Origin of the sequence: Streptomyces sp. NPDC001315, from assembly GCF_042896175.1 — a bacterium.
Taxonomy (GTDB): Bacteria; Actinomycetota; Actinomycetes; order Streptomycetales; family Streptomycetaceae; genus Streptomyces.
On record NZ_JBIAWZ010000005.1, the window covers coordinates 171,553 to 195,609 of the forward strand.

Annotated in this window: 22 protein-coding genes; 3 read left to right on the forward strand and 19 right to left on the reverse strand. The window is 70.7% G+C overall.

What is annotated here, in order from left to right; all coding sequences use genetic code 11:
• Positions 1 to 65 precede the first annotated feature (65 nt).
• From ACFY16_RS16870 to ACFY16_RS16955, 18 genes are all read right to left on the reverse strand, one after another.
• The gene (locus tag ACFY16_RS16870; RefSeq protein ID WP_390647881.1) at positions 66 to 1,451 is read right to left on the reverse strand and encodes an aspartate aminotransferase family protein; all 1,386 of its coding nucleotides are present in this window, start codon (positions 1,449 to 1,451) and stop codon (positions 66 to 68) included.
• Positions 1,448 to 3,331 (reverse strand): 1-deoxy-D-xylulose-5-phosphate synthase, encoded by a 1,884-nt coding sequence (dxs, locus tag ACFY16_RS16875; protein ID WP_390647882.1) that lies wholly within the window; start codon positions 3,329 to 3,331, stop codon positions 1,448 to 1,450. The genes ACFY16_RS16870 and dxs overlap by 4 nt, the downstream gene beginning before the upstream one ends.
• Positions 3,332 to 3,357: 26 nt before the next feature.
• Positions 3,358 to 4,515, reverse strand: a complete 1,158-nt coding sequence (gene ispG, locus ACFY16_RS16880) for a flavodoxin-dependent (E)-4-hydroxy-3-methylbut-2-enyl-diphosphate synthase (RefSeq protein WP_390647883.1) — start codon at positions 4,513 to 4,515, stop codon at positions 3,358 to 3,360.
• Positions 4,516 to 4,519: 4 nt separating this feature from the next.
• Entirely contained in the window at positions 4,520 to 5,542 is a 1,023-nt protein-coding gene (gene hpnH / locus ACFY16_RS16885) for an adenosyl-hopene transferase HpnH (protein ID WP_390647884.1), read from the reverse strand.
• A gap of 5 nt (positions 5,543 to 5,547) precedes the next feature.
• Positions 5,548 to 6,186, reverse strand: a complete 639-nt coding sequence (locus ACFY16_RS16890; protein WP_390647885.1) for a 1-hydroxy-2-methyl-2-butenyl 4-diphosphate reductase — start codon at positions 6,184 to 6,186, stop codon at positions 5,548 to 5,550.
• Positions 6,186 to 8,177: a squalene--hopene cyclase gene (shc, locus tag ACFY16_RS16895; protein ID WP_390647886.1), complete on the reverse strand. Its 1,992-nt coding sequence runs from the start codon at positions 8,175 to 8,177 to the stop codon at positions 6,186 to 6,188. Before shc ends, ACFY16_RS16890 begins: the two co-directional genes overlap by 1 nt.
• A gap of 116 nt (positions 8,178 to 8,293) precedes the next feature.
• Positions 8,294 to 9,424: a polyprenyl synthetase family protein gene (locus ACFY16_RS16900; RefSeq protein ID WP_390647887.1), complete on the reverse strand. Its 1,131-nt coding sequence runs from the start codon at positions 9,422 to 9,424 to the stop codon at positions 8,294 to 8,296.
• Positions 9,424 to 10,848 (reverse strand): hydroxysqualene dehydroxylase HpnE, encoded by a 1,425-nt coding sequence (gene hpnE, locus ACFY16_RS16905; RefSeq protein WP_390647888.1) that lies wholly within the window; start codon positions 10,846 to 10,848, stop codon positions 9,424 to 9,426. The genes ACFY16_RS16900 and hpnE overlap by 1 nt, the downstream gene beginning before the upstream one ends.
• Complete coding sequence (locus tag ACFY16_RS16910; protein ID WP_390647889.1) at positions 10,845 to 10,985, reverse strand: DUF6380 family protein; 141 nt, start codon at positions 10,983 to 10,985, stop codon at positions 10,845 to 10,847. Before ACFY16_RS16910 ends, hpnE begins: the two co-directional genes overlap by 4 nt.
• Entirely contained in the window at positions 10,985 to 11,935 is a 951-nt protein-coding gene (gene hpnD / locus ACFY16_RS16915; protein WP_390647890.1) for a presqualene diphosphate synthase HpnD, read from the reverse strand. The genes ACFY16_RS16910 and hpnD overlap by 1 nt, the downstream gene beginning before the upstream one ends.
• Positions 11,932 to 12,834 carry a squalene synthase HpnC gene (gene hpnC / locus ACFY16_RS16920; RefSeq protein ID WP_390647891.1) on the reverse strand — a complete coding sequence of 301 codons (903 nt, stop codon included), beginning with the start codon at positions 12,832 to 12,834 and terminating at the stop codon, positions 11,932 to 11,934. Before hpnC ends, hpnD begins: the two co-directional genes overlap by 4 nt.
• 360 nt (positions 12,835 to 13,194) lie before the next feature.
• Positions 13,195 to 13,974 (reverse strand): ABC transporter ATP-binding protein, encoded by a 780-nt coding sequence (locus tag ACFY16_RS16925; RefSeq protein ID WP_390647892.1) that lies wholly within the window; start codon positions 13,972 to 13,974, stop codon positions 13,195 to 13,197.
• The gene (locus ACFY16_RS16930) at positions 13,967 to 14,896 is read right to left on the reverse strand and encodes an ABC transporter permease (RefSeq protein ID WP_390647893.1); all 930 of its coding nucleotides are present in this window, start codon (positions 14,894 to 14,896) and stop codon (positions 13,967 to 13,969) included. The genes ACFY16_RS16925 and ACFY16_RS16930 overlap by 8 nt, the downstream gene beginning before the upstream one ends.
• A 94-nt stretch (positions 14,897 to 14,990) precedes the next feature.
• Positions 14,991 to 15,863, reverse strand: a complete 873-nt coding sequence (locus ACFY16_RS16935) for a glycosyltransferase family 2 protein (RefSeq protein WP_390648187.1) — start codon at positions 15,861 to 15,863, stop codon at positions 14,991 to 14,993.
• Positions 15,864 to 15,868: 5 nt separating this feature from the next.
• Positions 15,869 to 16,648 (reverse strand): CDP-alcohol phosphatidyltransferase family protein, encoded by a 780-nt coding sequence (locus tag ACFY16_RS16940; RefSeq protein WP_390647894.1) that lies wholly within the window; start codon positions 16,646 to 16,648, stop codon positions 15,869 to 15,871.
• The gene (locus ACFY16_RS16945) at positions 16,626 to 17,687 is read right to left on the reverse strand and encodes an iron-containing alcohol dehydrogenase family protein (RefSeq protein WP_390647895.1); all 1,062 of its coding nucleotides are present in this window, start codon (positions 17,685 to 17,687) and stop codon (positions 16,626 to 16,628) included. Before ACFY16_RS16945 ends, ACFY16_RS16940 begins: the two co-directional genes overlap by 23 nt.
• A complete protein-coding gene (locus ACFY16_RS16950; RefSeq protein WP_390647896.1) occupies positions 17,675 to 18,427 on the reverse strand; it encodes a sugar phosphate nucleotidyltransferase in 753 nt (250 codons plus the stop codon). The genes ACFY16_RS16945 and ACFY16_RS16950 overlap by 13 nt, the downstream gene beginning before the upstream one ends.
• Positions 18,424 to 20,253 (reverse strand): DUF5941 domain-containing protein, encoded by a 1,830-nt coding sequence (locus ACFY16_RS16955; protein ID WP_390647897.1) that lies wholly within the window; start codon positions 20,251 to 20,253, stop codon positions 18,424 to 18,426. The genes ACFY16_RS16950 and ACFY16_RS16955 overlap by 4 nt, the downstream gene beginning before the upstream one ends.
• A 286-nt stretch (positions 20,254 to 20,539) precedes the next feature.
• On the opposite strand from ACFY16_RS16955, the gene galE reads away from it, so the two are divergent.
• The 3 genes from galE (at position 20,540) to idi (ending at position 23,449) form a co-directional block, all read left to right on the forward strand.
• Complete coding sequence (gene galE, locus ACFY16_RS16960) at positions 20,540 to 21,511, forward strand: UDP-glucose 4-epimerase GalE (RefSeq protein ID WP_390647898.1); 972 nt, start codon at positions 20,540 to 20,542, stop codon at positions 21,509 to 21,511.
• 134 nt (positions 21,512 to 21,645) lie between these two features.
• Positions 21,646 to 22,590, forward strand: a complete 945-nt coding sequence (locus ACFY16_RS16965; RefSeq protein WP_390647899.1) for a cation diffusion facilitator family transporter — start codon at positions 21,646 to 21,648, stop codon at positions 22,588 to 22,590.
• Positions 22,591 to 22,855: 265 nt separating this feature from the next.
• Positions 22,856 to 23,449, forward strand: a complete 594-nt coding sequence (gene idi, locus ACFY16_RS16970; protein WP_390647900.1) for an isopentenyl-diphosphate Delta-isomerase — start codon at positions 22,856 to 22,858, stop codon at positions 23,447 to 23,449.
• A gap of 9 nt (positions 23,450 to 23,458) precedes the next feature.
• Here idi and ACFY16_RS16975 read toward each other — a convergent pair whose 3' ends face one another.
• Entirely contained in the window at positions 23,459 to 23,980 is a 522-nt protein-coding gene (locus ACFY16_RS16975) for an ATP-binding protein (RefSeq protein ID WP_390648188.1), read from the reverse strand.
• Positions 23,981 to 24,057 lie beyond the last annotated feature (77 nt).

A 24,057-nucleotide genomic window follows, 5' to 3' on the forward strand; every position in this document is an offset into this window, starting at 1 on the left:
TTGAGCCCCAGCTTTGCCTCTCCGGCAAATTTATTGCCTCAGAGGCAAAGCACGGCTTTGGAAGCCTAACGGTTGGCGACCGCCTGCTTGATCAGCGTCTTGCTGAAGTCCCACATCAGACCGCCCCCGCTGTGGGCGTCGTCCATCACCTCGGTGAAGGCGTCGACGAACCGGTCCACCTCCCGCTCGCCGATGACCAGCGGCGGGATCAGCTTGATCACCTCCAGATGGTCCCCGGAGACCTGGGTGAGGATCCGGTGCCGTTGGAGCAGCGGGACGACCACCATCTGCGCGAACAGCCCCTTGCGCGCGGCCTGGAGCATGGTCCAGCGGCTGCGCAGCTTCAGCGACTTCGGCTTGCCGAACTCGATGCCGATCATCAGGCCCCGGCCGCGGACGTCGGCGAGCAGCTCGTACTTGTCGGTCAGCGCGGCGAGCCGGGACCTCAGCTGCTCCCCGGTGGCTCGGGCGTTCGCGACGATCTGCTCGTTCTCCATGACCGCCAGCACGGCGAGCCCGGCGGCCATCGCCTGGGCGTTGGATCCGAAGCTCGCCGAGTGGACCAGCACCCGGTCCATCGACGAGTAGACCTTCTTGAAGATCCAGTCCTTGCCGAGCGTGGCGCCCACCGGCACATAGCCGCCGGAGAGCGCCTTGGCCACGCACACCAGGTCCGGCTCGACGCCGTCCTCGTGCTGGTAGGCGTAGAAGTCGCCGGTCCGGCCCAGACCCGTCTGCACCTCGTCGGCGATGAGCAGCGCCTTGTGCCGGTGCAGCAGCTCCTGGGCGGCGCGCAGATAGCCGGGCGGGGCCTCGTGCACGCCCTTGCCCTGGATCGGCTCGACGACGAGGGCCGCCACGTCCCCCTTCTTCAGCTCCCGGGCCAGGGCGTCGAGATCGCCCAGCGGAACCGCCGTGTCGGGCAGCAGGGGCGAGAAGCCGTCCCGGAAGCCGGACTCGCCGTTCACGGACAGCGAGCCGGTGGTCAGCCCGTGGAAGGCGTGGTCGCAGTACAGGATCCGCGGCCTGCCGGTGGCGTACCGGGCGAACTTCAGCGCGGTCTCGACCGCCTCCGTTCCGCTGTTGCCGAAGAACACCCGGTCCAGGTGCGGGCTGTGCGCGAGCAGCTTCTCGGCCAGCAGCCCGGGCAGCGGCTGGCAGTCGAAGCGGGTGAGGTCGGCGAGGCCGGCGTCGAGGACGTCGTGCAGCGCCTTGCGGACGACGGGGTGGTGGCGCCCGAGGCCCATCACCCCGAACCCGGCGAGCATGTCCAGGTAGTCGTCACCGTCCGCGTCCCAGAAGTACGCGCCCTCGGCCCGCACGTAGACCTTGTCGAAGCCGATGGTGTGCAGCATGCGCGGGAGCTGGTGGTTGAGGTGCTTGGTGTGCAGCTCGTAGCGCTCGGCTCCGCGCTCGGCCAGCAGCGCGGCGAGGTCGAACTCCTCGGTCATTCGGGTTTCTCCTTGACTGCCAGGCTTGCGCTGATCCGTCCGGCGACCTCGACCGGCGTGAGGCCGATGTCGGCGAGCACCTCGCCGCGCTTGGCGTGCGCGAGGAACTGCTCCGGGATGCCGAACCGTCGTACCGGTACGTCCACGTCGGCGTCGCCCAGCGCCAGCGCGACCGCGGCGCCCACCCCGGCCGCACGGCTGTTGTCCTCGACGACGGCCACCAGACGGTGTTCGGCGGCGAGGCCCGGGAGCGCCGGGTCGACGGGCTTGACCCAGCGGGGGTCGACCACGGTGCAGCCGATGCCGCGGGCTTCGAGCAGCTCGGCGGCCTGGAGGCAGACCGGCGCCATGACACCGACGGCCACCAGCAGCACCTCGGGCGTCTCCGGGCCGCGGTGCAGGACGTCGATACCGCCCACATGACCGATCGCCGGAATCTGCGGCCCCACCGACTCCTTCGGGAAGCGGACCAGTGTCGGCGCGTCGTCCACGGCGACGGCCTCGCGCAGCTGGGCGCGCAACTGGTCGGCGTCGCGCGGCGCGGCGATCCTGAGGCCCGGGACGACCTGGAGGACGGACATGTCCCACATGCCGTTGTGCGAGGCGCCGTCGACGCCGGTGACGCCGGCCCGGTCCAGGACGAAGGTGACCCCGCAGCGGTGCAGCGCCACATCCATCAGCAGCTGGTCGAAGGCACGGTTGAGGAAGGTGGCGTAGACGGCGACCACGGGGTGCAGCCCGCCGGTCGCCAGGCCGGCCGCCGAGACGGCCGCGTGCTGCTCGGCGATGCCGACGTCCCACACCCGGTCCGGGAAGCGTGCGGCGAACTTGCCGAGGCCCACCGGGTGCAGCATGGCCGCGGTGATCGCCACGACGTCGTCCCGCTCCTCGCCGATCCTGACGATCTCGTCGCCGAACACCGAGGTCCAGGACGGCCCGCCGGACGGCGTGAGCGGCTCGCAGGTGAGCGGGTCCATCACGCCGACGGTGTGGAAGTGGTCCTCCTCGTGGGCGAGGGCGGGTTCGTAGCCACGTCCCTTCTCGGTGAGGCAGTGGACGAGGACCGGCCCGTGGAAGCGCTTGGCGCGGCGCAGCGCGGACTCGACGGCCTTGAGGTCGTGCCCGTCGATCGGTCCGACGTACTTCAGCCCCAGGTCCTCGAACATGCCCTGCGGCGCGAACGCGTCCTTGAATCCCTTCTTCGCGCCGTGCAGCGACTCGTAGAGCGTGTGCCCGACCACCGGGGTCCGCAGCAGTACGTCCTTCCCCCAGGCCAGGGCCTTCTCGTAGCCGTCGGTCGTGCGCAGGGTCGCCAGGTGGTTGGCGAGGCCACCTATGGTCGGGGCGTAGGACCGTTCGTTGTCGTTGACGACGATGATCAGCGGCCGGTCCCTGGCGGCAGCGATGTTGTTCAGCGCCTCCCAGGCCATGCCGCCGGTGAGCGCGCCGTCGCCGATGACCGCGACGACATGCCCCTTCTCCCCCTGCACCTGGCGGGCCTTGGCGAGGCCGTCCGCCCAGCCGAGCGCGGTGGAGGCGTGGCTGTTCTCGACGATGTCGTGCTCGGACTCCTCGCGCGAGGGATAGCCGGACAGTCCGCCCTTGCTGCGCAGCTTGGAGAAGTCCTGACGTCCTGTCAGCATCTTGTGTACGTAGCTCTGATGGCCGGTGTCCCAGACGATGCGGTCCACGGGTGACTCGAAGACCCGGTGGAGCGCGATGGACAGTTCCACCACCCCCAGGTTGGGCCCGAGGTGTCCGCCGGTCCTGGCGACCGCGTGCACCAGGAACTCCCTTATCTCTTCGGACAGTTCACCGAGTTCCGCCTCGGACAGCGCCTTAAGGTCGCGTGGTCCCCGGATGCTCTCCAGAATCGTCACGCTCGGGCCCCCTTCGGTCCGGCTGTTCAGCTCACGGTGACGGCCGGCTCCCCCGCCGCGACGCCGTCCTGCTCCATCTGCTCGGCGATCTTCATCGCCTCCTCGATGAGGGTCTCCACGATCTTCGACTCGGGGACGGTCTTGATGACCTCGCCCTTGACGAAGATCTGGCCCTTGCCGTTGCCGGAGGCGACCCCCAGATCCGCTTCCCGCGCCTCGCCGGGGCCGTTCACCACGCACCCCATGACCGCGACGCGCAACGGAACCTCCATGCCCTCGAGGCCCGCGGTGACCTCGTCGGCCAGCTTGTAGACGTCGACCTGGGCTCGGCCGCAGGACGGGCAGGAGACGATCTCCAGCCGCCGCTGCCGCAGGCCCAGGGACTCCAGGATCTGGATGCCGACCTTGACCTCCTCGACCGGCGGGGCGCTCAGCGACACCCTGATCGTGTCGCCCACGCCCTGCGACAACAGCGCGCCGAAGGCGACCGCCGACTTGATCGTGCCCTGGAAGGCCGGGCCCGCCTCCGTCACGCCCAGGTGCAGCGGATAGTCGCACTGCGCCGCCAGCTGCCGGTACGCCTCGACCATCACGACCGGGTCGTTGTGCTTGACGGAGATCTTGATGTCCCGGAAGTCGTGCTCCTCGAAGAGCGACGCCTCCCACAGCGCCGACTCCACCAGAGCCTCGGGGGTCGCCCTGCCGTACTTCTGGAGCAGGCGCCGGTCCAGCGAACCCGCGTTGACCCCGATACGGATCGGGGTGCCGTGGTCCTTCGCCGCCTTGGCGATCTCCTTCACCTTGTCGTCGAACTGCTTGATGTTGCCGGGGTTCACCCGCACCGCCGCGCACCCGGCCTCGATCGCCGCGAAGACGTACTTCGGCTGGAAGTGGATGTCCGCGATCACCGGGATCTGCGACTTGCGGGCGATGGTCGCGAGCGCGTCCGCGTCGTCCTGCGTAGGGCAGGCGACCCGGACGATCTGGCAGCCGGACGCGGTGAGTTCCGCGATCTGCTGCAGGGTGGCGCCGATGTCCGACGTACGCGTCGTCGTCATCGACTGCACCGACACAGGGGCCCCGCCCCCGACGGCCACCGGCCCGACCTGGATCCGCCGCGACAGACGCCGCTCGGCGATCGGCCGGGCCGGTACCTCGGGAACGCCCAAGGAGACGGCCGTCATGACGTCACTCCCGGTTTCCGGCGACCGTCTCGCGCATGGCGCGCAGCGACTCCTTCAGTGACCCCATGGTGGCGAGGACGGCGGTGGGCTCGTAGCCGCAGTGCGCCATGCAGTTGGCGCAGCGCGGGTCCTTGCCGCGGCCGTACTTGTCCCAGTCGGTGTCCTCGATCAGCTCGCGGTACGTCGGCACGTACCCGTCGCTCATCAGGTAGCAGGGACGCTGCCAGCCGAACAGCGAGTAGTTCGGGATCGCCCACGCGGTGCACGGGAAGTCGACCTTGCCCTCCAGGAAGTCCAGGAAGAGCGGGGAGTGGTTGAGCCGCCAACGCCTGCGGTTGCCGCCCGCGAAGGCCTTCTTGAACAGCTCGCGGGTCTGCTCCACGCCCAGGAAGTGCTCCTGGTCGGGCGCCTTCTCGTAGGCGTAGGCGGGCGAGATCATCATCTCGTCGACCTTCAGGTCGTCGTTGAGGAAGTTGAGCACCTCGATGATGGTCTGCGGAGTGTCGGTGTTGAAGAAGGTCGAGTTGGTGGTCACCCGGAAGCCGCGCCGCTTGGCCTCCTTGATGGCCTCCACGGCCTCGTCGAACACGCCCTCCTTCGCAACGGACTCGTCGTGCCGCTCACGCAGCCCGTCGATGTGCACGGCGAAGGCGAAGTAGGGAGAGGGCTTGAACTTGTCCATCTTCTTGCGCAGCAGCATGGCGTTGGTGCAGAGAAAGACGTACTTCCTCTTGGCCACCAACTGGCGCACGATCTCGTCGATCTGAGGGTGCATGAGAGGCTCGCCACCGGCGATGGACACCATGGGCGCACCCGATTCGAGCACCGCCCCGACGGCCTGAGCGACCGGCATGCGCTGCTTGAGCACGCCGGCCGGGTGCTGGATCTTGCCGCAGCCCTCGCACTTCAGGTTGCACGCGAAGAGCGGTTCCAACTCCACGATGAGGGGAAATTTGTCCCGCTTACGGAGCTTTTGTTCAGCCAAGTATGTAGCTACCTTGATGGACTGACGCAGCGGCATGGCCATCTGGCTCACCTCCGGGGGAGCAGCGAAGAACGGTGCCATTCAAAGAAAGCGGGAAGTACGGAACGAAGGACGCGGAAAGCTGATATTCCACCGCGCACCGTGCCGATCCGGACGAGTTCATGTTCAGGAGCGTCCACGACCACCCGTACGGCCGCAACCGGGCGCTCTCCCACCCGCACGGCGCTCAGGAGCGTGGCGGCCGACTCCATGTCGACCGCGATCGCGCCGGTCGCGAGCAGATCGGCCCGCTCCGGTCCGCGCACGACGTGGTCGGACCCGATGAGGGGCCCGACGTGGACGGTACGCCCGGGCAGGGTACGCACGAGTTCCTTGACGAGCAGGTCGGTCCCGACACACGGGACGTTTCCGCGCGGGTCCCGGGTCTCCTCGGCGACCACCAGGTCACCGGGGTGCATCCCCGGGGCGAGCCCCGCGCAGAAGCCGGTGGCCAGCACGGCGGCCTCGGCGAGCGACGGGTCGGCCAGGACCCGGGCGACCGAGCGTTCGGCCGCCCGGGGCCCCATGCCCGTACGCAGGACGGTGACCGGCCCGCCCACGCTGCGGTCACTCATGCGCAGGGCGAGGTGCTCGATGCCGAGCGCGCAGGCGATCAGCAGCGGGGCCGGGGCGGGCTTGGCGCTCATCAGCCCCCCTCGGCCCCGGAGAAGGGCTCCCCGTGCACGTACCGGCCGAGCGCGGTGAGCGGGAAGACCTGCCGGTAGAGGTGGTAGTTGATGGAGAAGTCCCAGGGGAAGCCGGTGCCGGTGAAGTACGGCTCGTCCCAGGAACCGTCCGCCCGCTGGGTGGTCGCGAGCCACTCGACGGCGCGCTCCACGGCCTTGGAGTTGCGCTCCCCCGCCGCGAGCAGCGCGAGCAGCGCCCACGCGGTCTGCGAGGCGGTGGAGGCGCCCTTGCCGCTCCACTCCTTGCTGTCCTGGTAGGAGCGCAGGTCCTCGCCCCAGCCGCCGTCGTCGTTCTGGACCGACTCCAGCCAGACCACGGCCCGCCGGATCGCCGGGTGCGAGGCGGGGAGGCCGGCGGCGGTCAGGGCGGGCACCACGGAGCCGGTGCCGTAGACGTAGTTGACGCCCCAGCGTCCGAACCACGAGCCGTCCGGCTCCTGTTCGGCCAGCAGCCACTGGATGCCGCGCCGGGTGCGCGGGTCGTGGGCCATGCCCTCGAACGCGAGCATCTCGACGACGTGCGCGGTGACGTCGGCGGACGGCGGGTCGATGACCTCGCCGAAGTCGCAGAACGGCAGCCGGTTGGGGAACGGGCTGGTGTTGTCGACGTCGAAGGCCCCCCACGCCCCGTTCTTCGACTGCATGCCGAGGTTCCAGCGCACTCCGCGCCCGATCGCCTTCTCGACGCGCTCGGGGTCGTGGTGCCTGATGCGGCGCAGCGCGAGGACGACCTCGGCGGTGTCGTCGATGTCGGGGTAGTTGTCGTTGTGGAACTCGAACGCCCAACCGCCCGGCGGGAGTCCGGGCCGCTTGACCGACCAGTCACCGGGCCGCACGATCTGCTCGCCGAGCATCCAGTCGGCGGCCTTGACGAGTTGCGGGTGGTCGGCGGGGAGCCCCGCGTCGGCGAGGGCGATGGCCGCCAGGCAGGTGTCCCACACCGGCGACTGGCAGGCCTCGATCATCCGGGCGCCGTCCTCGCGCCAGACGGCGAAGCGGTCCAGCGACTGAAGGCCCGCGCGCATCACGGGGTGTTCGAGGTCGTAGCCGAGCAGGTACAGCGCGATGACCGAGTACACGGCCGGCGGCTGGATGCCGCCCCAGCAGCCGTCGTTCTCCTGCCGCTCGATGATCCAGCGGGCCGACGCGTTCACGGCCGCCCTGCGCAGCCTGCGCGGCGCGACCTTGCGCAGCGCGTGCAGGGCCTTGTCGAGCCGCTGGAAGGCGCCGTCCCAACTCGCCACCGGCGCCAGGGGCTTGGGCGGGTTGGGGTGGGCGGGGTCGGTGTGCAGCTCGTCGAGCGGGAAGGGCGCGGGGCGCACCGGGCGCTTCGCGGAGACGATCGTCAGGGGGACGATGGTCTGCCGGGCCCAGCACCCGAAGTCGTAGATGTTGAGCGGCATCCACTTGGGGAAGTAGATGAGTTCCGGCGGGAGTTCGGGCAGGTCCTCCCACTTCCACCAGCCGAACAGGGCCAGCCAGATCCGGGTGAAGACCCGGGCGGCGGCGATGCCGCCCTGCTCGCGGATCCAGGCCGACGCCCTCGCCATGTGCGGTTCGTCCGGGGCGTCGCCGGCCAGGCGAAGGGCGACGTACGCCTCGATGGTGGTGGAGAGTTCGCCCGGGCCGCCGTAGAAGGAGGCCCAGGTGCCGTCCTCGCGCTGCTCGCCGCGGATGAAGAGTCCGGCCGCCCGGGTCGTCACCTCGTCGCCGATGCCCAGGAACTGGCGCAGCAGCAGGTCCTCGGCGTCCATCGTGACGTTCGTCTCGAGGTCGCCCTTCCACCAGCCTTCCGCGTCCTGCCGGGAGAGCAGGAAGTCGGTGGCGCGCTGCACCGCGCGTACGGCGGCTTCTTGTACCCCGGCCGCCTCGGAGGTGGTGATGTCGGTTTCGGTGGCCGCGGCAGCGCGGGGCGGGAGAGCCCCGGTGCTTCCGTCGGTCGTCGCTGTCATGGCTTCCCCTTCGTGCAGTCGTTCGAGTCGTGCTGCTGTGGGTCCGCCGTCGGCCGGTGTGCGACTGCTCGCACCACCGGCCGGCGACTACGCGAGGGCTGTTCGACCGATAATGATCATCTCTTTCGTACGACGACGAAGTCGGCGAGCGCCGTGAACCGGGCCCGAACCTGCTCGGGCATGTCGATGGCGTTCAGGGCTTCGATGGCGATGGTGTGCTGCCGACGCGCCTCCTGGGCGGTCCACTCGCGGCCGCCCGCCTCCTCGATGAGGGCGGCGCGGGCCGCGAACTCCTCCTCGGAGAAGTTCGCGAAGTCGCTGCTCTTGGCGTCGGCGGCGAGGATCTCGCCGAGCCGTTCGGAGGCGGTACCGCCCGCCGCGAGCGCGGCCACGACCGGCAGTGACTTCTTGCGCTGGCGCAGGTCGCTCCAGGTCTGCTTGCCGGTGGCCTCCGGGTCGCCCCAGATGCCGAGGAGGTCGTCGACGGCCTGGAAGGCCAGGCCGAGGTGGTAGCCGTACTTCTCCAGGGTGTCGGCGGTGCGGTCGTCCGCGCCGCCGAGCACGGCACCGATGGAGCTGGCGCAGGCCAGCAGGGCGCCGGTCTTGTTGCCCTCCATCTCCAGGCACTCCTCGACGCTGACGCGATCGCGGTGCTCGTAGGAGATGTCCTGCGCCTGACCGTCGATCAGGGCGCGGGTGGCGGTGGTGAGACGGCGGGTGGCCCGGCCGGCCTCGACGGTGCCGAGCTCCAGCAGGACCTCGTTGGCGAGGGCGAACAGGGCGTCGCCGACGAGGATCGCCTGGGCGGGGCCGTGCAGCTTCCAGACGGTGTCGCGGTGGCGGCGCTGTTCGTCGCCGTCCATCAGGTCGTCGTGCAGGAGCGAGAAGTTGTGGACCAGTTCGACGGCGACCGCACCGGGGACGCCGACCTCGGGCGCGGCTCCGGTGACCTCGGCGGAGAGCACGGCGAGCGCGGGGCGTACGGCCTTGCCGCCGTCGCCGGACGTGGGGTTGCCCTCGGCGTCGATCCAGCCGAAGTGGTAGGCGGAAACGGTGTCCATGGGAGGTGCCAGGCGGTCGACGGCCGCTCGCAGCACCGGTGTGGCCAGGGTCCGGCCGCGCTCCAGGAGCGCGGTCACGTCCACCGCGTCGGCAGCCGTCGAGGCCGGGGGCACAGTGGGCACAGTTTCTCCTCTTGTTGCGGTGCCAGGGGTGCGGGGGCCTGCCGGGCCGTGCTGATCGAGCATCAGGCTGCCTCCTCGAAAGCGAAGAGGTGGTGGGGGCGGGGCCGGCCCAGGGCGCTCAGCGCGGCGTCCGCCGCGCTCACACCGCTGCGGACCGCACTCTCCATGGTCGCGGGCCACCCTGTGGCGGTCCACGCGCCGGCCAAGTAGAGGCCGGGGGCTTTGGTGCGGGCGCCGGGACGCAGCCGCCCGACGCCGGGGGTGGGGGCGAACGTCGCCGTGCGCTCCCGGGTCACGAAGAAGTCCCGCACTTCCGCTCCCCGGGTGCCGGGCAGCAGCCGCTCCAGTTCGGGCAGGTAGCGCTCGCGCAGGGCGGCGACGGGCTCGTCGATCTCGTCCCGCGCGGCCGACTGGGAGAGGGCGAGGTACTGGCCCTCGCGCAGCCCGGAGGCCGCCGTACGGTCGAAGACCCACTGCACCGGGGTGCCGAGGGCCGCGAAGAAGGGCTTGTCGAGCACCTTGCGGTCGTACAGGACATGGATGTTGAGGATCGGCGCGGTGCCGATCTCCAGCAGTTGTCCGGGGGCCTCGAGGGCGCCGTCCGGCAGCAGGTCGTACGTCTCGCGCTGCGGTACGGCGAGCACGACCGCGTCGGCTTCCAGCGTTTCGCCGGGAACCTGAACGCTCCACCGCCCGTTTCCGTTTTCAGAGATGGAGGTGACGCGTGTACGGACCTCGGTACGGACGCCCGCGGAGTCGAGCGCCTTGCGGGCCAGGCGGTCATGCAGTTCGCCCAGCGGGACATGCGCCCAGCCGATGTCGGCCGCGCCCGGGTCGGACAGCAGACCGGTCTTGAACACCATCGCGGCGAGTCCGAGGGATGCGTCCCCGGCCACCGCGTTGAGGGTGGCGACCCCCACCAGGTCCCACAGTGCCTCGACGGCACGCGCCGACTGACCGTGCGCGGCCAACCAGCTGCCGAAGTTCTGGGTGTCCAGGGCCGGGTCGGCGAGGTCGAGCCCCTTGAGCGCGAGCGCGGCACGTCCCACCTTGGCCCGCTCGGCGAGCGAGAGATGCGGATACGTCGCCAGGCTGCGCCCAAGATGCAGAGGCACCGGCAACGCGTCGCGGCGCAGTCTGCCCAGGCGTCGGCCCGCGGGCCGGTCCACGTCGACCACGGGCACGTCGAGACGATCCTGCAGCGGCGCCAGCGCCGTCCCCTCGATGCGGTCGAGGAACCAGCGGTATGCGGTGCAGCAGCGCAGGTACACGTGCTGCCCGTTGTCGACGGTCAGGTCGCCGCGCTGGAAGGAGAAGGCCAGGCCACCGAGTCTGGGCCGGCCCTCGACCAGGGTGACGCGCACGCCGGCGTCGGCGAGCGCGAGCGCGGTGGTGATGCCGGCCAGCCCGCCGCCGACCACGACGGCGTCCCGCCTGGCCGCTCCCGTGGTGTCCGCGGGCAGGCCGGGCCGCTGTGCGTCGCTCATCGTGCACCCTCCCCTGCGGACCCGCCGTGCCGCTCCAGCCGTGCGCGGCAGGCCGTCGCAGTCAGGGACGCCGCCCCCGACCGGAGGGTTGCGTGCCGCATTTCTCCGGTGGAATCACTTTGGCCCACGTTGTCCATCAGGTGCGCCTCCTGACGGCTCGTCGGGACACATGCCGGGCGTCGAGGCCGGACAGGCCGCGCACGGCGACGTAGGCCTTCTCCCGTCCGGGCAGCGAGACCCGGCCGCGCAGCACGGCCTCCGGCTCGCGCTCGATACGGTCGAGCAGCCGCCGGTAGATGCCGGCCATGGCGGCGACACAGGCGCCGCTGCGCCGGTCGAGCATGGGGAGCAGCCGGTAGCCCTCGGCGAAAAGGGCGCGGGCCCGTCGCACTTCGAAGTGCACGAGGCCCGCGAAGTCGGAGCCCTCCGGTGGTGTCGGCCCGGCGAACCCGGCCGAGCAGCCGAATTTCGCGAGGTCGTCGGCGGGCAGATAGGTGCGGCCGCCCTCGGCGTCCTCGCGGACGTCTCTGAGGATGTTGGTGAGCTGGAGCGCGAGACCGAGCGTGTCGGCATACTCCGAGGCGCGCTCGGCACCGCGCGCCCCCTGTTCGGTACCGAAGACCCCGAGCGAGAGTCGTCCGATGGCGCCGGCCACGCACCGGCAGTAGACCTTCAGGTCGTCCCAGGTCTCGTAGGTCTCACCGCGTACGTCCATCTGTACGCCGTCGATCAGCTCGTCCAGGCCGCTCAGCGGGATCGGGAAGACCTCGGCGGCGTGCGTGAGGGCGACGGCGACCGGGTCGGTGTCGTCCTCGTCGACCCCGCCCTCACGGATCCGGGTCAGCAGCGCCCTGGTGTCCTCGAGCCTGGCGACCTTGACGTCGTCGGCCAGCGCGCCGTCGCCGATGTCGTCGACACGGCGCGAGAACGCGTACAGCGCCGACATCGCACGGCGCTTGGGCGTGGGCAGCAGCCTGATGCCGTACGCGAAGTTACGGGCCTGCTGTCCGGTCACGGCCTCGCAGTAGCTGTAGGCGGCGAGTACCGGTGCGGACACGTGTTGTTCCGACTCCACGGTCCGGATCACCCCTCTCCTCGCAGAGTCACGCCCACCTCGCGCAGCAACTGGAGCTTGCCGGGCTTGGGCGGGCCGGGAAGTACGTCGTATTCGGCGGCGGCGATCGCGTGGATCGCCGCCCTTCCCCCCGCCACGAACCCCGCGAGCAGCAGCTTCAATCTGCCGTGGACGCTACCCACGAGAGGGGCGCCTTCATTCAGGAGTTCACGGGCGCGTTGCGCTTCGTACGCAACCAGTGCGCGCACCGATGCGCCCGCGGTGGCCGTGGCGAGATCCGCTTCCTGGACATGAAAGCGCTTCATGTCCGCGGCGGGCAGGTAGATGCGGTCGCGGCCGAGGTCCTCGGCCACGTCCTGAAGGTGTTCGACGATCTGGAGCGCCGTGCAGATCGCGTCGGAGAGGCGGATCCGCTCGGGGGTCGAGGTGCCGGTGACGGCGAGGACGAGGCGGCCGACGGGGTTGGCGGACAGCTCGCAGTACGCCAGGAGGTCGTCGTAGGTCTCGTACCGCTGGACGAGCTGGTCCTGGCGGTTGGCGGCGATCAGGCCGAGAAACGGCTCGGGGGTCATCGAGCGGCGGCGGACGGTCGGCTGCAGACGGCGCAGCAGGGGGTGGCGCGGGGTCCCGCCGAACACCCGGTGGAGGTCGGCCTCGAAGGCGTCCAGCAGGACGAGCCGGTCCTCGGCCGCCGCGGGCGACACGCCGAGCAGGCGGGCGTCCGCGCCGCCGGGGGCCAGGTCGCCGTCGCCGATGTCGTCGACGAGGCGGGCGAAGCCGTAGACGGCCATGAGGTCGGTGCGCCAGGCCCTGGGGAGGAAGAAGGGGGCCACCGGGAAGTTCTCCCCCGCGGCCTTGTCGAGCGTGCCGCGCTCCGGATCACCGGCGTGGGCCGTGTCGGTTCCCGTCACCGCGGGCTGCCCTGGGCGGGGACGGCACATGCTGCGCTGAGCTGGGGAGTTTCCGTAGCCATTGCCGTCACATCTCCCGTTCTACACCGCCGACCCAATGCACACTATTTCGGACACGCCGCCCGGCCGTCCGCGCGGCTGCCCTGAGAAAGGGTGTCGCGCATTATCGCCCCACTTGCCGTGTTTCGGGACCTGTACAGCTTACGTTGTACAACGCGGGGAGGTTCCGGGGGGTCTCCCGCAGATCACAACAACACACCGATTGGCGTCAAGATTCCTAAGCCGAGCCGGAGTTGACGTTTCCTTTGCAGACGCGGGGCCCCGCCGGAACAGTTCCTGCGGGGCCCCGGGCGATTCGGGCTACTTGCCCGTGAACTTCTCGTACTCCTTGAGGACCTCGTCGGTCGGTCCGTCCATGCGGAGCTCGCCGCGTTCCAGCCACAACACGCGGTTGCAGGTGTCACGGATGGACTTGTTGCTGTGACTGACCAGAAACACCGTGCCGGCCTCCTTGCGCAGCTCCCGGATGCGCTCCTCGGAGCGGACCTGGAACTTGCGGTCGCCGGTGGCCAGCGCCTCGTCGATCATCAGGACGTCGTGGTCCTTGGCGGCGGCGATGGAGAAGCGCAGGCGGGCCGCCATACCGGAGGAGTAGGTGCGCATCGGCAGGGTGATGAAGTCGCCCTTCTCGTTGATGCCGGAGAAGTCGACGATCCCCTGGTAGCGCTCCTTGATCTCCTCGCGGGACATGCCCATGGCGAGCCCACCCAAGATGACGTTCCGCTCACCCGTGAGGTCGTTCATCAGGGCCGCGTTGACGCCGAGCAGCGAGGGCTGGCCGTCGGTGTACACCCTGCCCCTCTCGGGCGGCAGCAGGCCGGCGATGGCCCGCAGCAGGGTGGACTTGCCGGAGCCGTTGGAGCCGATGAGGCCGATGGCCTCGCCCCGGTAGGCGACGAAGGAGACACCCCGCACGGCGTGCACCTTGCGTACGCCCCGCTCCTCACCGCGTTTGACGATGCGGCTGAGGGCGGCGGTGGCGCTTCCCTTGCCGGTCTTGGCGCCGTTGACGCGGTAGACGATGTGGACGTCGTCCGCGATGACCGTCGGGACCCGGTCGCCGTCGTACTGCTCAGCCACGGCCGTACCTCTCCTCCGCCTGCCAGAAGTAGATGAAACCGCCGACGGCGAACAGCGCCGCCCAGCCGCCCGCGGCCGCCCAGACGTGGTCGGGGAGGTTCTCGGAACCGTAGCCGTCGATCAGGGCGAAGCGCATCAGATCCATGAAGATCGCCGCCGGGTTCCACTGCAGGACGGTGGCGACCCACTGCGGCTTGTCGGCGAGCATGACCGGGATGGAGAACATCACGCCGGACGCGTACATCCACGTCCGCATCACGAACGGCATGAGCTGCGCCAGGTCCGGGGTCTTGGCGCCGGCCCGGGCCATGATCAGGGCGAGGCCGGTGTTGAAAAGGAACTGCAGCGCGAGGACCGGCACGATCAGCAGCCAGGACAGGCTCGGGTAACTGCCGAAGCCGACGGCCACGATGAACAGCACGACCATCGAGTACAGCAGCTGCTGGAGCTGTTGGAGGGCGAAGGAGACCGGCAGCGAGGCGCGCGGGAAGTGCAGGGCGCGGACCAGGCCGAGGTTGCCGGAGATCGCGCGCACGCCCGCCATCACCGAGCTCTGCGTGAAGGTGAACACGAACACGCCCGTGACCAGGAACGGGATGTACACGTCCGTCGGCAGGCCCCGGCTGGCCTTGAGGATCAGACCGAAGATGAAGTAGTACACGGCCGCGTTCAGCAGCGGTGTGGCCACCTGCCAGAGCTGGCCGAGCTTGGCCTGGCTGTACTGGGCGGTCAGCTTCGCCTGCGAGAAGGCGAGGATGAAGTGCCGGCGTCCCCAGATCTGGCGGACGTACTCCCCGAGCGAAGGCCGGGCACCGCTCACGGCCAGCCCGTACTTCGCGGCGAGCCGCGCCGCCGTGAGGCCCTCGTCGGGCGACGGGGCCGCGCTCACCGCGACTCCGCCGTCATGGCTTGTCTCACTCACAAGTGGAAACTTTCGTCTTCGAGATGCTCAGCCTGTGCGGGCCTGGCACGAGCCCGGACCGTGCGCGGCCCGCATGCTCTCAGGAACGAGCTTGTCAGATGACCGGGGGCCGGCCCAGTCGGGTCAGCCGCCACACCGTACGCCACTTCATGGGCCGGCGGGGTCCGCAGGATGTGGCCCAGCCCTCTCTGAATCCGCCGAACCAGGCCTTCAGGGCCGACCGCGAGGGGCGGCGCAGCAGCGTCAGCAGCAGCCACACGCCGAGGTAGACCGGGACCAGGGGCGCGGGCAGGTTGCGGCGGGCCAGCCAGACGCGGTTGCGGGCGACCATGCGGTGGTAGACCGCGTGCCGCGAGGGCGCGGTCGTCGGGTGGTACAGCACCATGTCCGACCGGTAGTCGATCATCCAGCCCGCGTCGAGGGCCCGCCATGCCAGGTCGGTTTCCTCATGGGCGTAGAAGAACTCGTCCGGGAGCCCGCCGGCTTCGGCGAAGACCTTCGTACGGACGGCGTTGGCGCCGCCGAGGAAGGTGGTGACCCGGGAGGAGCGCATCGGGTCGGCGGCGCGCAGTCGCGGCACGTGACGGCGCTGGGTGAGCCCGGTCTCCGGGTCCGCGATGCGGAAGCTGATGATGCCGAGCTCCGGGTCGGCCTCGAAGGCCTGCCGGCACAGCTCGGCGGTGTCGTGCTGGGCGAGGAGGCCGTCGTCGTCGAGGAACAGCAGTATGTCGACGTCACAGCCACTGGGGCCGAAGGCCTCGATGCCGACGTTGCGACCGCCGGGGATGCCGAGGTTCTCGGGCAGCTCCACCGTGCGCACGCCCTCAGGGACGTCCGGTACGGGTGAGCCGTTGCCGACGACGACCACCTCGACGCGGTCACCGTCCTGCTTGGCGACCGAGTCGATCAGGGCCCTGAGTTCGTCGGGGCGGTTGCCCATGGTGATGATGACCGCGCCGACCTTCATGCCGCTCACTTCAGCCTGCTGGAGGCGAGGATGGACACGAGGTGCAGCACGGTCTGCAGCAGCGCGATGCCGGCCAGCACCGCGACGCCCAGCCGGGAGAAGAACAGGTCGCCGCGGACCTGGTCCACGATCGCCAGGACCAGGATCAGCAGCGACGCCTCGATGCCGAGCACCAGCCGGTGGAACTTCAGCGCGGCGGCGGCCCGGCGGGCCAGTGCCATGCCGGACGAGCGCGGCTCGGACGCCGCCTCCTTGACGGGCGGCAGCCCGCCCTGGTGGCGGGCGACGCCCACGAGGTCGGTCTCGGCCTTGATCAGGATCGCGCCGAGGGCGGCCAGGGTGCCGAGGAACGCCCAGAGCCAGTCGATCCGCCCGGAGCCCCACAGATCGGCGGCGCGCAGGCCGAAGCCGACGAGCACCGCGGCGTCGGTCAGATAGGCACCGACCCGGTCCAGGTAGACCCCACCGAGCGAGAACTGCTTCTTCCAGCGCGCGATCTCGCCGTCGACGCAGTCCAGCAGCAGGTACAGCTGGACACACACCACGCCGAGCACGGCGCCCGTGATCCCCGGCACCAGCAGGGCCGGGGCCGCGAGGACGCCGAAAACGGTCATCAGGTACGTGAGCTGGTTGGGCGTGACCCTGGTGTTCACCAGGTAGCGGTCGACCCGCAGGGACACCTCACGCATGTAGAGGCGTCCCATCCAGTGCTCACCGCTGCGCCGGTCCTTCACCCCTTCGGGATGGACGACCGGGCGGAGTTCAGCTACCGATGGCCTTGACATAGTCGGCGTAGATGTCCTTGATCTGTTCGGTCTTGAGGTCGAGGTGTTCGAGGATCGTGTAGCGGCCGGGCCGGGTCTCCGGAGCGAATTCGACGGCCCGGACGAACTCGTCCGTGGTGAAGCCGATCTCCTCCGGGAGCACCGGCAGCCCGTGCCGACGCAGCACCTCGGCCATGTAGGCCGACTCCTCGTGGGAGCCGCGCAGGTACATCGCGAAGGCCGCGCCCAGTCCGCACTGCTCGCCGTGGGCGGCCGCCCGCCTGGGGAACAGCAGGTCGAAGGCGTGGTTGATCTCGTGGCACGCGCCGGAGGACGGGCGGGAGTCGCCCGACACCGACATCGCGATGCCGCTGAGGACCAGCGCCTCGGCCAGCACCTGGAGAAAGCCGTTGTCGCCGATGCCGCCCGGGTGCCGGAGCACCGCCTCGCCCGCCTGACGGGCCATGGCGGCGGCGAGGCCGTCGATCTTCTCACCCTTGACGCGGTTGGCGAGCTCCCAGTCCGCGATCGCCGAGATGTTGGACACGGCGTCACCGATACCGGCCCGGACGAAGCGGGCCGGGGCCTCACGGATGACGTCGAGGTCGATGACGACCGCGATCGGGTTCGGCACACCGTAGGAGCCGCGGCCCGCGTCGTTGTCGAGGGTGGCGACCGGCGAGCACAGGCCGTCGTGCGCGAGGTTCGTGGGCACCGCGACCAACGGGAGGCCGACGCGCGCCGCGGCGAACTTGGCACAGTCGATGATCTTGCCGCCGCCGAGGCCGACGACGGCGTCGTAGTGACCGGCCTTCATGTCGCCGGCCAGCCGGATCGCGTCGTCGAGGGTGCCGCCGCCGACCTCGTACCAGGTGGCGCCGGGCAGCGAGGGCGCGATGCGCTCGCGCAGCCTCGCTCCCGAACCGTTGCTGACCGCGACGGCGAGCTTGCCGGAGTGCGAGACGCGTTCGTCGGCGAGCACGGAGCCCAGGTCGTCGAGGGCACCCGGGCGGATGTCCACGACGACCGGCGAGGGGATGAGCCTCGTCAGTACTGGCACGCGATCTCCCGCCCCTTGGCCAGATCGTCGTGGTTGTCGATCTCGACCCACTTGACGTCGCCGATCGGCGCCACGTCGATCCGGAAGCCGCGGTTCACGAGCTCCTGGTAACCGTGCTCGTAGAACTGCTGCGGGTCGGTCTCCCACACGGTCTTCAGCGCGTCGGCCAGCTCGGGAGCGGCGTCGCCCTCGATGAGGGTGACGCCGATGTACTCGCCGGTGGCCTCGGCGGGGTCCATCAGCTTGGTGATCTTCGTCATGCCCTTCTCGGGGTCGACGACGACCTTCATCTCCTCGTCGGCCAGCGACTTCACGGTGTCCAGGGCGAGGATGATCTTCTTGCCGTCGCCGCGGGCGGCAAGCAGCGTCTTCTCCACGGAGACCGGGTGCACGGTGTCGCCGTTGGCGAGGATCACGCCGTCCTTGAGGGCGTCACGGCCGCACCACAGGGAGTAGGCGTTGTTCCACTCCTCGGCCTTGTCGTTGTCGATGAGGGTGAGCTTCAGGCCGTACTTCTGCTCCAGGGCCGCCTTGCGCTCGTACACGGCCTCCTTGCGGTAGCCGACGATGATCGCGACCTCGGTCAGACCGATCTCGGCGAAGTTGCCGAGCGTCAGGTCCAGGACCGTGGGTTCGCCCTCTATGCCCGCGGGCCCCACCGGCACCAGCGCCTTCGGCAGGCTGTCGGTGTAGGGGCGCAGACGCCGTCCGGCGCCGGCCGCCAGCACGAGGCCGATCATGCGGGTTCTCCTTCATCGTGTACGGCGGGGGCCCCGGAGGACACCCAGAAGCGGATGCTCTCGACGAGCACCACGAGGGCGACGAGCACGGCGAGCACCGTGAGCGCGACCTTGAACTGCGTGGCGGTGAGCAGCGTGGCCAGTACGGCGACGAGCAGCGTCCGCCCCTCCTGCCCCCCGATGGCGCGCACCAGCCAGGCTGACGGCGCTCCGGCGTTGCCGCGGATGCGGTACACCGTGTCGTAGTGATGGTAGGCGACGGCGGCTACCAGCCCGAAAGCCGCCGGTAGCGCCCCGTTCACGTCCGCCTGCGCGGCGAGGATCAGGACGGTGCCGTACTCGGCGGCGCGGAAGAACGGGGGGACCAGCCAGTCGAGGGCGCCCTTGAGGGGGCGGGCGACGGCGTCGGCGGACAGCAGGACGTACACGACGGCGGCCACGACGAGCGAGAGGCCCGGCCCGTCGAGCCAGGCCGCGAGCGCCAGCAGGACGCCGCCGACGAGGGCGGGGAGGGGGGCCGGAATGCGTATGCCGGACGGCAGGACGCGCACGAGCAACTCGGCCAGGGGCCCGCTGTCGGCGAGGTCGGTCAGCGCCTGCGCCGCCCGGTCGGTGCGCCGCGCCTTGCGCGTGACCGACCGCAGCAGACGGCCCGCCGTGGTGTACGTGGCGGCGAAGGCGCAGCCTATGAGCAGGGCGTAGAAGGTGATGCGCGGGGTGGTGGCCGCCGTGAGGACGGCGATCATCGCCCATCGTTCGCCGATGGGCAGCACTATCATCCGCCGCACCCAGACCGTCCAGCCGACGCTGTCCAGCTTGTCGGAGAGAGCGGCGGTGGGGCTGGTGTTGGCGTCGGCGTCGTGGTTCGCCTCGTTGAAGGAGAAGTCGACGACATGCCGGCAGGTCTGCAGGACCATCGCGCCCAGGGCGAGGGCCCAGACGTCGTCGCCGCCGCGGGCCGCGCCCAGGGCGAGGCCGGCGTAGTAGGCGTACTCCTTGGCCCGGTCGAAGGTCGCGTCCAGCCAGGCGCCGAGCGTCGAGTACTGCAGGGAGTAGCGGGCGAGCTGGCCGTCGGTGCAGTCCAGCACGAAGGAGGCGATCAGCAGGACGCCGGCCGCGACGAAGCCGCCCCGGGTGCCGGTGGCCGCGCACCCCGCGGCGATCAGCGCGGTGAGCAGTGAGGCGGTGGTGACCTGGTTCGGGGTGAGGCCACGGCGGGCGCACCAGCGGGCGATGTAGCGCGAGTACGGGCTGATGAAGTACGTGGTGAAGAAGCCGTCGCGGGCCTTCACGGCCGACTTCAGGCGTACGGCCTCCTCGTCGACCGCGGCGACGGCCTGCCGTGCCTCGTTGCGGGCCTGCGGGTCGGCGGGGACCGCGGCGACGAGGCTGCCGAGCTCGGGGCGGCGGACGTCGGCGCCGTCGGCGTCCAGGGCGGTGACGATGCGGTCGGCGAGGCTGTCGACGTCCTCCACGCTCGACTGCGCTCGCGCGGGGGCACCCCCACGCGCCGTACCGCCGCTCGCGGAGTTCTCCCGGGCCACGGCGCGGGTCAGGGCCTGGCGGCCCGCGGGCTGGGCGGTCACGGCGCCCGGCACCGCGGCGAGCGGGAAGCGGGGGTCGGTGAGGCCCAGACGCAGCGCGTGGACATGGCCCACGAAGCGGGCGTCGACGACGGCGACCCGCTGCTCACCCGGAACCTGGGCGAGGAGGGTCTCCGCGTCGGCGGCGTCGGAGGCGACCCGGACGTCGAAGCCCAGTGACCGCAGATCGGTCTCGATCGACGATCCGGGGACCGGCTGGCCGGTGAGGATGGCGGTCGACAACCGAACTCACTCCCTGGGTGCCGACGCGTCCGCGTCGGTCATGTGCGCGATGGGGGCGCCCCTTGGCTGCACCAGGCGGGCGGCATGTCGGCAGAGGCTATCGGATGCCGGGAAGGCCGTGTTCACCGCCCGTTCACGGTCCGATCGACGCGGTCTGCCCCGGCCTTTGCCTGCCTTTGCCGAGATCATCATGGGTGATGGGCGGCCCGGCCCACAAACCCGCGCCCGCAGACCGGGCATCGGGGACATCGCGAGCGCCGCGCCGTCCGGCATAGGGTGGACGACCATGACATGGCTGATCACCGGCGGAGCCGGATACATCGGGGCGCATGTGGCACGGGCCATGGCCGAGGCCGGAGAGCACGTCGTGGCGCTGGACGACCTCTCCGCGGGGGTGCCCACGCGGCTTCCGGCGGGCATCCCGCTCGTCGAGGGCTCCGCGCGCGACGGCGACCTGCTGAAGCGGGTCTTCGCCGAACACGCGGTGACCGGTGTGGTGCATCTCGCGGCCCGCAAGCAGGTGGCCGAGTCCGTCGCCCAGCCGACCCGCTACTACCAGGAGAACGTGGGCGGTCTCGCCACGCTGCTGGAGGCGGTCGCCGGGGCCGGGATCGGACGGTTCCTGTTCTCGTCGTCCGCGGCCGTCTACGGAAACCCGGATGTGGACCTCATCACGGAGGACACTCCGTGCGCTCCGGTGAACCCCTACGGCGAGACCAAGCTGGCCGGGGAGTGGCTGGTGCGGGCGGCGGGCCGGGCGCACGGCATCGCGACGGCGTGCCTGCGCTACTTCAACGTGGCGGGCGCGGCGGCGCCGGAGCTGGCCGACACCGGTGTCTTCAACATCGTCCCCATGGTGTTCGACCGGCTCACCCGGGGCGAGGCCCCGCGGATCTTCGGCGACGACTATCCGACACCCGACGGCACCTGCGTCCGTGACTACATCCACGTCGCCGATCTGGCGGAGGCCCACCTGGCGGCCGCCCGCCGGCTGTCCGCGCCCGGCGCGGCGGGCGATCTGACGGTGAACATCGGCCGGGGCGAGGGCGTCTCGGTGCGCGAGCTGGTCACGCTCATCGGCGAGGTCAGCGGCGACACCCGGCCGGCCCTCGTCGAGGCGCGGCGCCCCGGGGACGCCCCGCGCGCGGTCGCCTCAGCCACCCGGGCCGCCCAGGAGCTGGGCTGGACGGCCCGGCGTGGAGCGCGCGAGATGGTCGAGTCGGCTTGGCAGGGCTGGCTGCTGCACCACGGCCACTGAGGCCCCACAGACCCTGACCTGCGCTTCGTTTACGCAGGTCAGGGCACATGACAACGGTGTTCAGTGCCGCGTTGCCCGATACCCCCCACCCGTAGTTCACTGTGGTCCCGGGACGATCACAGGAGGCGTTTCCCATGGGGGCTGGGCACGATCACGGGCACGCGCACGGACACGGCGAAGCGGTCACCGGCACGGCGGCCGCCGCGTACCGGGGACGGCTGCTCGTCGCCCTGTCGATCACGCTCGGCGTCATGGTGGTGGAGATCGTCGGCGGGGTGCTCGCGGACTCCCTGGCGCTGGTCGCGGACGCGGCGCACATGGCGACGGACGCACTGGGCCTGGGCATGGCCCTGGTGGCCATCCACGTGGCGAACCGGCCGCCGAGCGCCCGCCGCACCTTCGGGTACGCCCGCGCCGAGATCCTCGCCGCGCTCGCCAACTGCCTGCTGCTGCTCGGCGTCGGCGGCTATGTCCTGTACGAGGCGGTCCAGCGCTTCCTCACGCCCGCCGACACCGAGGGCGGGCTGATGATCGTGTTCGGTCTGATCGGCCTGGTCGCCAACATGATCTCGCTGACGCTGCTGATGCGCGGCCAGAAGGACAGTCTGAACGTGCGCGGCGCGTTCCTGGAGGTGGCGGCGGACGCGCTGGGTTCCGTGGCGGTGATCGTCTCGGCGGTGGTGATCCTCACCACGGGCCGGCAGGCGGCCGACCCGATCGCCTCGCTCGTGATCGGCCTGATGATCGTGCCGCGCACGGTGAAGCTGCTGCGCGAGACCCTCGACGTGCTGCTGGAGGCGGCGCCGAAGGACGTCGACATGGCGGACGTGCGGGCTCACCTTCTCGCGCTGGAGGGTGTCGAGGACGTCCACGACCTGCACGCCTGGACGATCACGTCCGGTATGCCGGTGCTGTCCGCGCACGTCGTGGTGCACTCCGACGTCCTGAGCGCGATCGGCCACGAGAAGATGCTCCACGAGCTCCAGGGCTGCCTGGGCGACCACTTCGACGTGGCGCACTGCACCTTCCAGCTGGAGCCGGGCGGGCACGCGGAGCACGAGGCACGGTTGTGCCACTGAGACCGGCCGCCGCCGGAACGCAGCGGTCCGGCGCGCGCTCGCGTCCTTGAGTCCACAACCCGACGTTCGCGCGGCCCCGGCCCGGACGGTTCCCCGGCCACCCCGCCGGGCACGATCACTTATCGGGCCCCGTCTCCCGGTGTCCGACCGGTGCCGGACGCACCCCCGCCCCCTTCGCGGGACATGCGGTCGTGCCGCGAAGTGCCGGGAGTGCCGGATTCGTACGGCAGACTTGGGGGCGCGAGGACCGATGCTAAGGATGGGTATGCCGATCACACCTGCCGCCGCGACGCACAGCTCGTCGAACGGCACCGCGGACGCGATTTTGCTGGAACTGGTCGACGAGAACGGTGTGACGATCGGCACCGCGGAGAAGCTCGCCGCCCATCAGCCGCCGGGACAGCTGCACCGCGCCTTCTCCGTGTTCCTCTTCGACGAGCACGGGCGGCTGCTGCTCCAGCAGCGGGCGCTGGGCAAGTACCACTCCCCCGGTGTGTGGTCCAACACCTGCTGCGGCCACCCGTACCCCGGTGAGGCGCCCTTCGCGGCGGCCGCTCGACGGACGTACGAGGAGCTCGGTGTCTCGCCGACACTGCTCGCGGAGGCGGGCACGGTCCGCTACAACCACCCGGACCCGGAGTCGGGCCTGGTCGAGCAGGAGTACAACCACCTGTTCGTCGGCCTGGTGCAGTCCCCGCTGCGGCCGGACCCGGAGGAGGTCGGCGACACGGTCTTCGTGACCCCGGCCGAGCTGGCGGAACGGCATGCGAAGGACCCGTTCTCCGCCTGGTTCATGACCGTGCTGGACGCGGCCAGGCCCGCGGTCAGGGAACTGACGGGACCGTCGGCCGGCTGGTGAGCCCCGCGGTCAGATCAGCCGGACGGGTTTGAGCGGCAGGGCGGCCCAGATCACCTTGCCGCCGCTCGACGTGTGCTCGACGTCGCACACTCCGCCCGCCTCGCGGGTGATCTCGCGGACCAGGAGCAGTCCGCGGCCGCCGACCTGGCCGTGGTCGGCCTCCAGGGCCGTCGGGCGGTAGGGGTGGTTGTCCTCCACCGACACCCGCACCCACTCGGCTCCGACGGCCACCTCCACGGCGAGCATCGGCGACAGCAGCGCCGCGTGCTTGACGGCGTTGGTCACCAGCTCCGAGACGATCAGCAGCAGGCCCTGGACCAGGTCGTCGGAGACCGGTACGCCCTGGCGGTACAGCAGGTCCCGCACGGCGTGCCGCGCCTGCGGGACCGAGGCGTCGACGGCGGGGGCGGTGAACCGCCAGACACCCTCGTACGGCAGCGGATCCGGCACTCTCGGTTCGAGGGGCTGGTCTGTCGCGCCTTCCGGTGCGCCTCCTGGGCGTGGGCCGGTCCCGCGCCCGTGGTTCTCCATCGTCCGGTCGCCACCCTTGCGCTCGATTGTCACCACACGTCGAGTGTTGGTAACGCACCGCTCCGTGCCGGAGAACT